Below are 8,551 nucleotides of genomic sequence, written 5' to 3'. Positions count from 1 at the left end.
CCCCGCAAACGCCGAGTGGAGAGTCCTGCCGGACACGCCCCGGCGTGTCCGGCAGGACTCTCCACTCGGCGTTTGCGGGGCACGCGCCCGGGACCCAGGTCCCGAGCGGGACGGATTCACCCGGGTGAGTGTTCACGCTGGTGAGGGGGCTGCCGATCGGGAGGGTGAATCCTCGCGCCGGACCGTCGCCCCCACGGGCGCGGGTGCCGACGACCGTCCCCTGTCAGGAGCGACCATGTCCCACCCGTCCGCCGTCACCCCGCGCCGCCGCGGGCTCCGGCTCTCGATCGCCGCGAAGGTGCTCGGCCTGCTCGCCGCGGCGGGCCTGGTCGGCGTGGTCGTGGTCGTCGCGGCCGCCGCGAGCCTGTCCCAGCTGCGCACCGACGTGACCCGCAGCTCCGGCTACGTCACGCAGCTCGGCCAGGTCAGCGACCTGCAGCGCGCGCTCCAGGCCGGCCGCGCCCGGATGGTCGAGTACCCGGCGGCCTCCGAGGAGGTCCGGGCCGACCTGCGCACCCAGCTCGACGAGTACGAGGCGAAGATCACCGAGCAGCAGGCGGCGTACGCCGACCTGGTCGTGAACGACCAGGCCTGGGCCGACTTCGACGCCGGCTGGAACGAGATGGTCCGCCTGGCCGAGACGGAGCTGTTCCCGATGGCCGACGCGGGCGACGTGACGGGTGCGGGCGCGTTCTACCGCGACCAGATCCTGCCGCAGACGACGATCGCCGCGGACGCCATCGCGCTGGAGAACGCGTCCGTCGCGGAGGTCGCGGACGCCAACTCCGACGCCGCCGGCGCCACGGTGTCCAGCACGATCGTCACCGTCGTGGTGCTGCTCGTGGTGGGCCTCGCGATCGTCATGGCGATCGGCTTCGTGGTCGCCCGGCGCCTGGCCCGGGACGCGGGCGAGGTCCGCACGGCGCTCGAGGCGATGGCCGAGGGCGACCTCACGGTGCAGGCCCGCGTGCGCAGCGTCGACGAGCTCGGCGACATGGCGCGCTCCCTCGACGCCGCCCAGACCAGCCTGCGCAGCGTCGTGTCCGGCGTGGCGGAGACCGCGCAGACGGTCGCCGCGGCCGCCGAGGAGCTGTCCGCCGCCTCCACGCAGGTCGTGTCCGGCTCCGACGAGACCTCCGCGCAGGCGGGCGTCGTCGCGGCGGCCGCCGAGCAGGTGTCCCGCAACGTGCAGACGGTCGCGGCCGGTGCCGAGCAGATGGGCGCCAGCATCCGCGAGATCGCGCAGAACGCCTCGCAGGCCGCCAAGGTCGCGGGCCAGGCCACGGACGTCGCCGCGGCGACCAACGAGCAGGTCACGCGCCTCGGCGAGTCCAGCCAGGAGATCGGCAACGTCGTCAAGGCCATCACGAGCATCGCCGAGCAGACCAACCTGCTGGCGCTGAACGCGACGATCGAGGCCGCCCGCGCCGGTGAGGCGGGCAAGGGCTTCGCGGTCGTCGCCGGCGAGGTGAAGGAGCTGGCCCAGGAGACCGCGAAGGCCACGGAGGACATCGTCCGCCGGGTCGAGGCCATCCAGTCCGACACCGTCGCCGCCGTGACCGCCATCGGCGAGATCAGCCACATCATCGCGAGCATCAACGACTACCAGCTCACGATCGCCAGCGCGGTCGAGGAGCAGACGGCCACCACCACGGAGATGTCCCGCTCGGTGGCCGAGGCCGCCACGGGCTCCGGCGAGATCGCCACGAACATCACCGGCGTCGCGACGGCCGCCGCCGGCAGCTCCAGCACGCTCGGGCAGATGGGCGACGCCATCGGCGAGCTCGCGCGCCTGTCGGAGGACCTGCGCGGCCGGGTGTCGCGGTTCGCGTACTGACCCACCCCGCACCACCGCACGGCCACGGGCCGCGTCCACCCCACCGGGAGGGCGCGGCCCGTGCCCGTCCGGCGCGCGTTCACCCGGTCGTCCCCTCACAGCACCCGGCGTGCGGACGATCGGGAGACCCAGAAGGTGTTCCAGACAGGAAGGATCCACCATGAGCGTCACCACGACGTCGCGGCCGGCAACCCGGCTCGACCGCGTGCCCGCGCAGCGCGGCCCTGGCGGGTCGGCGTCTGCGAGCCCCGCGCGCCCCGCCGGGCCGTCCCGCGGCAGCCGCCGCGGCACCGCCTGGTTCGCCAACCGCGGCGTGCGCACCAAGATCATCCAGCTGCTGGCACTCGTCGTCGTGGTCGTCGCCGCGATGGGGACGTTCGCCGCGGTGCGGATGGACGACCTGGCCGCGAGCACCGCGCAGGTGCAGTCGGTCAGCGCCAACGTGATCGCGCCGCTCTCCGTGGTGCACCAGGAGGAGATCAAGGCCCGGATGCTCATCGCGCAGTCCGGCGCCAGCGTCACCGACACCGAGGCCCAGCGGCAGGAGGACCTGGACGCGATCGCCGCGACCGACGCCGACCTGCAGGCCGCCGCCGACGCGTTCGAGGCCGGCATCGGCGACGTCGTCGTCCCGGGCTGGGAGGACTTCAAGGCCGCCTGGGCCGCCTGGCAGCAGATCCGCGACGAGCAGCTCGTGCCCGCCGCGTTCTCGAACGACGACGCCGAGTTCGCCCGGATCACCGAGAACGAGGGCCAGGCCGCCATCGACACGATGGTCGCCGCGCTCGAGACCGCCGAGGTCTCCGGCGCCGACTACCTGAAGACGGTCGCCGACGCCGCCGCCGCGGAGGCCGCGTCCGGCTCGCGCATCCTCATCATCGTGCTGGTCGGCGGCGTGGCCGTCGTGGCCGCGGTCGGCATGGTCATCGCGAACATGATCCGCAAGCAGGTCACCGAGGTGCAGCGGGCGGTCGAGGCGATGGCGGACGGCGACCTCACGGTCGTCCCGCAGGTCGACACCACCGACGAGCTCGGCCAGATGTCCCGGTCCCTCGCCCGCGCGCAGGAGAACCTGCGCGACACGATCTCCGGCGTGGTCGAGACGGCGCAGACCGTCGCGGCCGCCGCCGAGGAGCTGTCGGCCTCGTCCCACCAGGTCGTGGCCGGCTCGGACCAGACGTCGGCCCAGGCGGGCGTCGTCGCGGCGGCCGCCGAGCAGGTGTCCCGCAACGTGCAGACCGTCGCGGCGGGCGCCGAGCAGATGGGCGCCAGCATCCGGGAGATCGCGCAGAACTCCTCGCAGGCGGCGAAGGTCGCCGGGCAGGCCACCGAGGTCGCGCAGACCACCAACGACCAGGTCTCGCGGCTCGGTGTCTCGAGCCAGGAGATCGGCAACGTCGTCAAGGTGATCACGTCCATCGCGGAGCAGACGAACCTGCTGGCGCTGAACGCGACGATCGAGGCCGCGCGCGCCGGTGAGGCCGGCAAGGGCTTCGCGGTCGTCGCCGGTGAGGTCAAGGAGCTCGCGCAGGAGACCGCCAAGGCGACCGAGGACATCGCGCGCCGGGTCGAGGCGATCCAGGGCGACACCCACGGGGCCGTCGCGGCCATCGGGGAGATCTCCTCGATCATCGCGTCGATCAACGACTACCAGCTGACCATCGCGTCGGCCGTGGAGGAGCAGACCGCCACGACCAACGAGATGTCCCGCTCCGTCGCGGAGGCCGCCACGGGCTCCGGGGAGATCGCGGTGAACATCACCGGGGTCGCGTCGGCCGCCGCGGAGTCGTCGCAGACGCTCAACCAGATGGGCGACGCGGTCGCCGAGCTGGCGCGGATGTCGGAGAACCTGCGCGCGCGGGTGTCCGGCTTCCGGTACTGACGCCCGGCAGGCACGGCACAGCACGACCCAGCACGACCCAGCACGACCCAGCAGCACCCCACGACCCCGCAGGGCCCGGCGCACCCCCCGCGCGCCGGGCCCTGCGGCGCGCAACCCCTCCGCACCCGCGCGGCGCGGCCGATAGAGGGGACGTAGGTCCCGCAGAGCGAGAAGGACAGAAGATGACCGCGCAGCACCCCGGCGCCCCGCGTCGGCCCTGGACCGACCGGCCCGTGCTGGTCAAGATCCTCGCCGCCGTCGCGGCGATGACCCTGATGACCCTCGTCGTGACGCTCGTGGCCGTCAGCTCGCTGCGCACGCTGCGCGCCGACGCCGCCGAGATGTACGCCGGCAACGTCACCCCGCTGCAGCAGCTCACCGAGATCCAGCGCTCGTTCCAGGGCGACCGGGCCCGCGTGATCCAGTACGGGATCGCCGACGAGGAGACCCGCGCGACGCTGCTCGACGAGCTGACGACCCGCCAGCAGGACCTCACCGCGCAGATCGAGGAGTACCGGGCGGGCGCCGTGGACCAGGGCGCGGTCGACGCGATCGTGACCGCGCTCGACGCGTACTACGCGGCCGCCGAGGACTCGCTGTTCCCGCTGGCCGACGCGGGGGACACCGCCGGCTTCGGGACCTACTTCAACGACACGATCCGGCCGCTGACCACCGGCGTGGTCGACGCGATCCAGGTCGAGACCGCCGCGCAGGGCGAGCAGGCCGCGGCGCTCGCGGACGAGACGGACGACGTGGCCGCCCGCTCCATCCTCATCACGGTGCTGGTCGCGCTGCTCGGCGCGATCGTCGCCACCGCCCTGGCGTACGTCGTGGCCCGCGGGATCGTCCGCCGGCTCGGCGGCGTGCAGCGCGCGCTGTCCGCCGCGGGCGACGGGGACCTCACGGTGCCGTCGGGCGTCGACGGCCGGGACGAGATCGGCCGGCTGGCCGTCGACCTGGCCCGCACGCAGGACAGCCTGCGCGGGCTGATCTCCGGCGTGGTCGAGACGGCGCAGACCGTGGCGGCCGCCGCGGAGGAGCTGTCCGTGGCGTCGCACCAGGTCGTGTCCGGCTCGGACGAGACCTCCGCCCAGGCGGGCGTCGTCGCCGCGGCGGCGGAGCAGGTGTCCCGCAACGTGCAGACGGTCGCGGCCGGCGCGGAGGAGATGGGCGCCAGCATCCGGGAGATCGCGCAGAACGCCTCGCAGGCGGCCAAGGTCGCGGGCCAGGCCACGGACGCGGCGGCGGTGACGAACGACCAGGTGGCGCGCCTCGGTGCCTCGAGCCTGGAGATCGGCAACGTCGTCAAGACGATCACGAGCATCGCCGAGCAGACGAACCTGCTGGCGCTGAACGCGACGATCGAGGCCGCACGCGCCGGCGAGGCGGGCAAGGGCTTCGCGGTCGTCGCCGGCGAGGTCAAGGAGCTGGCCCAGGAGACCGCCAAGGCGACCGAGGACATCGTCCGGCGGGTCGAGGCGATCCAGTCCGACACCACGGGCGCGGTCGCGGCGATCGGCGAGATCTCGCAGATCATCGCGAGCATCAACGACTACCAGCTCACCATCGCCAGCGCGGTGGAGGAGCAGACGGCGACCACGACGGAGATGTCCCGCTCGGTGGCCGAGGCGGCGACGGGCTCCGGGGAGATCGCGGTGAACATCACCGGCGTCGCGTCCGCCGCCGCGACCTCGTCCGAGACGCTCGGCCAGATGGGCGACTCCATCGGCGAGCTCGCCCGGATGTCGGAGGACCTGCGCGGCCGCGTGTCCCGGTTCACCTACTGAGAGCGGTCTGAACGTCACCCGAACGCCTCATCCAGCGCTCCCCCGCGGCGGTTTCGCCCGGGGGAGCGCTCATTTCCTCAGGCACCCGTCCGAATGGGGGGTCACGGCCGCGGCAGGGAGCGCAGCGGCCGAGACGGACGAGGGAGTCGAGATGACGCACGGGAAGCGCCACCGTGCGAGGAACGCGCTGACCGCGTCCCTCGCGCTGCTGGCGATGGGTTCGGTCGCGGCCTGCGGTGCTGCCGACCCGGCGGAGGAGCCGGGCGAGCGCCCGCTGGTGGGCGTCGCGATGCCGACGACCACGTCGGAGCGCTGGATCGGGGACGGCGAGAACGTCCAGGACCAGCTGCAGGCGCTCGGGTACGACGTCGCCCTGGAGTACGCGGAGAACGACGTGCCCACGCAGGTGGCGCAGCTCGAGCAGATGATCGCCGACGGCGCGGACGCGCTGGTGATCGGGTCGATCGACGGCGTGGCCCTCAAGGGCGTGCTCGCCGAGGCCGCCGCCGCCGACATCCCCGTCATCGCCTACGACCGCCTGATCCGCGAGTCGCCGGACGTCGACTACTACGCGACCTTCGACAACGCGCGGGTCGGCGTGCAGCAGGCCACCCAGCTGCTCCAGGGCCTCGGGGTGCTGGACGCGGCGGGGGAGCCCACCGGGCAGACCGGCCCGTTCAACGTCGAGCTGTTCGCCGGGTCGCCCGACGACAACAACGCGACCGTCTTCTACTCCGGCGCGATGCAGGTGCTGCAGCCGTACCTCGACTCCGGGGTGCTGACCGTGCCGTCGGGCGAGACGGACTTCGCCACCATCGCCATCCAGGCCTGGGACCCGAAGAACGCCACCACCCGCATGAACGCGCTGCTGCCGCTCTACGCCGGCCAGCGCCTCGACGGCGTCCTGTCGCCCTACGACGGCATCTCGCTGGCGATCATCGAGGCCACCAAGACCATCGGCTACGGGACGGCGCAGCCGCTGCCCGTCGTCACCGGCCAGGACGCCGAGCTCGCCTCTGCGCAGTCCATCGCCGCCGGCGAGCAGTACGGCACGGTCTACAAGGACACCCGCCAGCTCGCCGAGGTCGCGGTCTCGATGGTCCGCGCGCTGCTCGACGGCGCCGAGCCGGAGACGAACGACATCACCTCGTACGACAACGGCGTGAAGGTCGTCCCGTCGTACCTGCTGACGCCGCAGGTCGTCACCGGCCAGAACTACCGCCAGGTCCTCGTGGCCGGCGGCTACTACACCGCGGAGGAGCTGGGCTGATGACCACCACCGACCACGCCTACGCCCCCGCGCGCGGCGAGCGGAACCGCTACGAGGACGCCCGCCGCCCGTACGACGAGCCCGGCCCGTACGGCGCCGACGAGCAGGAGGCGCCGGCCCGCCGCCGGCGCGCGTCCTGGTTCTGGGACCGCCCCGTCGCCCTCAAGATCGCCGTGTCCCTCCTGGTGCTCGGCGGCACGTTCGCCCTCGTGGGCGGGGTCGGCGCCGTGGCGCTGTACCGCGCCGGGCAGAACCTCGAGGAGATGTCCGGCCTGACGGGCGACCTGCAGTCCGCCATGTCGGAGCTGCGCACCGCGCAGGCCCGCAGCCACCTGCTCGTGCACCGCGCGACGGAGGCCACCGACGAGTCCGTGCGCACCCAGCTGCTCGAGTCCTCCGCGTGGAACGACCGCGACGTCGCCGCCCAGATCGACAACATCGCCGCCTACCCGCAGTCGGACACCCGGCAGTGGACCGACTTCGTGGACCGCTGGGAGGCGTGGGTCGCGTACCGCGACAGCACGCTGGCCCCGCTGATCCAGGCGGGCGACGTGGACGGGCTGCGCACCGCGCTGGCCGCCGACGCCTCCGCCGACCCCGACTGGGCCGGCCGGGCGCTCGCGCTCGCCCAGGGCCAGGTCGACGCCCAGGTGGACCAGATCCTCGCGGACAGCCGTGCGGAGGTGGACCGGACGATCCTCGTCCTGGTCATCGCCTTCGTCGTCGGCGCCGGCCTGTCCGGCGTGCTGGCGGTGCTGGTGATCCGCCGGATCACGCTCGCGGTCCGCAGCGTGCAGGGCTCGCTCGAGGCCATGGCCGAGGGCGACCTCACCGTGACCGCCGAGGTCCCGTGGCGTGACGAGACGGGCCGGATGGCCGCCGCGCTCGGGCAGGCGCAGGACTCCCTGCGCACGACCCTCGCCGGGGTGGTGACGGCCGCCGAGTCGGTCGAGACCACGGCGGCCAGCCTGAAGTCCTCCAACGGGGACGTCGTCTCGGGCTCGCAGGAGACGTCCGCGCAGGCGGGGGTCGTGGCGGCAGCGGCCGAGCAGGTGTCCCGCAACGTGCAGGCCGTCGCGGCCGGCGCGGAGGAGATGGGCGCCAGCATCCGCGAGATCGCCCAGAACGCGTCGCAGGCGGCGAAGGTCGCCGGCCAGGCCACCGACGTGGCCGTCGCCACGAACGAGCAGGTCGCCCGGCTCGGCGTCTCGAGCCAGGAGATCGGCAACGTCGTCAAGGTGATCACGTCCATCGCGGAGCAGACGAACCTGCTGGCGCTGAACGCGACGATCGAGGCCGCGCGCGCCGGTGAGGCCGGCAAGGGCTTCGCGGTCGTGGCCGGCGAGGTCAAGGAGCTCGCCCAGGAGACCGCCAAGGCCACGGAGGACATCGCCCGCCGGGTCGAGGCCATCCAGAACGACACCGGCGCCGCCGTGGTGGCCATCGGGGAGATCTCGCAGATCATCGCGAGCATCAACGACTACCAGCTGACCATCGCGTCGGCCGTCGAGGAGCAGACCGCGACGACCAACGAGATGTCCCGCTCGGTGGCCGAGGCCGCGACGGGGTCGGGTGAGATCGCGAACAACATCACCGGGGTCGCCGGCGCCGCGGCCCGCTCCGTGGGCGTGCTGGACCAGGTGTCCGGCCAGGTGCAGGACCTCGCGGCGCTGTCCGCGGACCTGCACGAGCGGGTGGCGCGTTTCACCTTCTGACCACCCGCCCGCGAGGCACCGGCCCACTCAGGAACCGGCCGCACCGACCGATCAGAACCA

Annotated in this window: 5 protein-coding genes; all 5 read left to right on the top strand. The window is 73.4% G+C overall.

Features of this window, described 5'->3' with window-relative positions; translation table 11 throughout:
• Positions 1 to 235 precede the first annotated feature (235 nt).
• Complete coding sequence (locus KJP73_RS13140; protein WP_213283314.1) at positions 236 to 1,837, top strand: methyl-accepting chemotaxis protein; 1,602 nt, start codon at positions 236 to 238, stop codon at positions 1,835 to 1,837.
• 160 nt (positions 1,838 to 1,997) lie between these two features.
• On the top strand, positions 1,998 to 3,719 hold the full coding sequence (locus KJP73_RS13135; protein ID WP_213283313.1) for a methyl-accepting chemotaxis protein: 1,722 nt from the start codon (positions 1,998 to 2,000) through the stop codon (positions 3,717 to 3,719).
• Positions 3,720 to 3,901: 182 nt separating this feature from the next.
• Positions 3,902 to 5,506, top strand: a complete 1,605-nt coding sequence (locus KJP73_RS13130; RefSeq protein WP_213283312.1) for a methyl-accepting chemotaxis protein — start codon at positions 3,902 to 3,904, stop codon at positions 5,504 to 5,506.
• 151 nt (positions 5,507 to 5,657) lie between these two features.
• Positions 5,658 to 6,776: a multiple monosaccharide ABC transporter substrate-binding protein gene (gene chvE, locus KJP73_RS13125; protein ID WP_283770236.1), complete on the top strand. Its 1,119-nt coding sequence runs from the start codon at positions 5,658 to 5,660 to the stop codon at positions 6,774 to 6,776.
• Positions 6,776 to 8,491 carry a methyl-accepting chemotaxis protein gene (locus tag KJP73_RS13120; protein WP_213283311.1) on the top strand — a complete coding sequence of 572 codons (1,716 nt, stop codon included), beginning with the start codon at positions 6,776 to 6,778 and terminating at the stop codon, positions 8,489 to 8,491. The genes chvE and KJP73_RS13120 overlap by 1 nt, the downstream gene beginning before the upstream one ends.
• Positions 8,492 to 8,551 lie beyond the last annotated feature (60 nt).

The sequence above is a fragment of the Cellulomonas hominis genome (assembly GCF_901521055.1).
In the GTDB taxonomy this organism is placed as follows: domain Bacteria; phylum Actinomycetota; class Actinomycetes; order Actinomycetales; family Cellulomonadaceae; genus Cellulomonas; species Cellulomonas endometrii.
Note: the sequence above shows the minus strand (reverse complement) of the source record. Positions and strands in the feature narration are given on the sequence as shown.

Bases quoted from the DNA above. Each gene is read 5' to 3' on its own strand.
- KJP73_RS13140 (WP_213283314.1), top strand. From the start codon at position 236: ATGTCCCACCCGTCCGCCGTCACCCCGCGCCGCCGCGGGCTCCGGCTC.
- KJP73_RS13135 (WP_213283313.1), top strand. From the start codon at position 1,998: ATGAGCGTCACCACGACGTCGCGGCCGGCAACCCGGCTCGACCGCGTG.
- KJP73_RS13130 (WP_213283312.1), top strand. From the start codon at position 3,902: ATGACCGCGCAGCACCCCGGCGCCCCGCGTCGGCCCTGGACCGACCGG.
- chvE (WP_283770236.1), top strand. From the start codon at position 5,658: ATGACGCACGGGAAGCGCCACCGTGCGAGGAACGCGCTGACCGCGTCC.
- KJP73_RS13120 (WP_213283311.1), top strand. From the start codon at position 6,776: ATGACCACCACCGACCACGCCTACGCCCCCGCGCGCGGCGAGCGGAAC.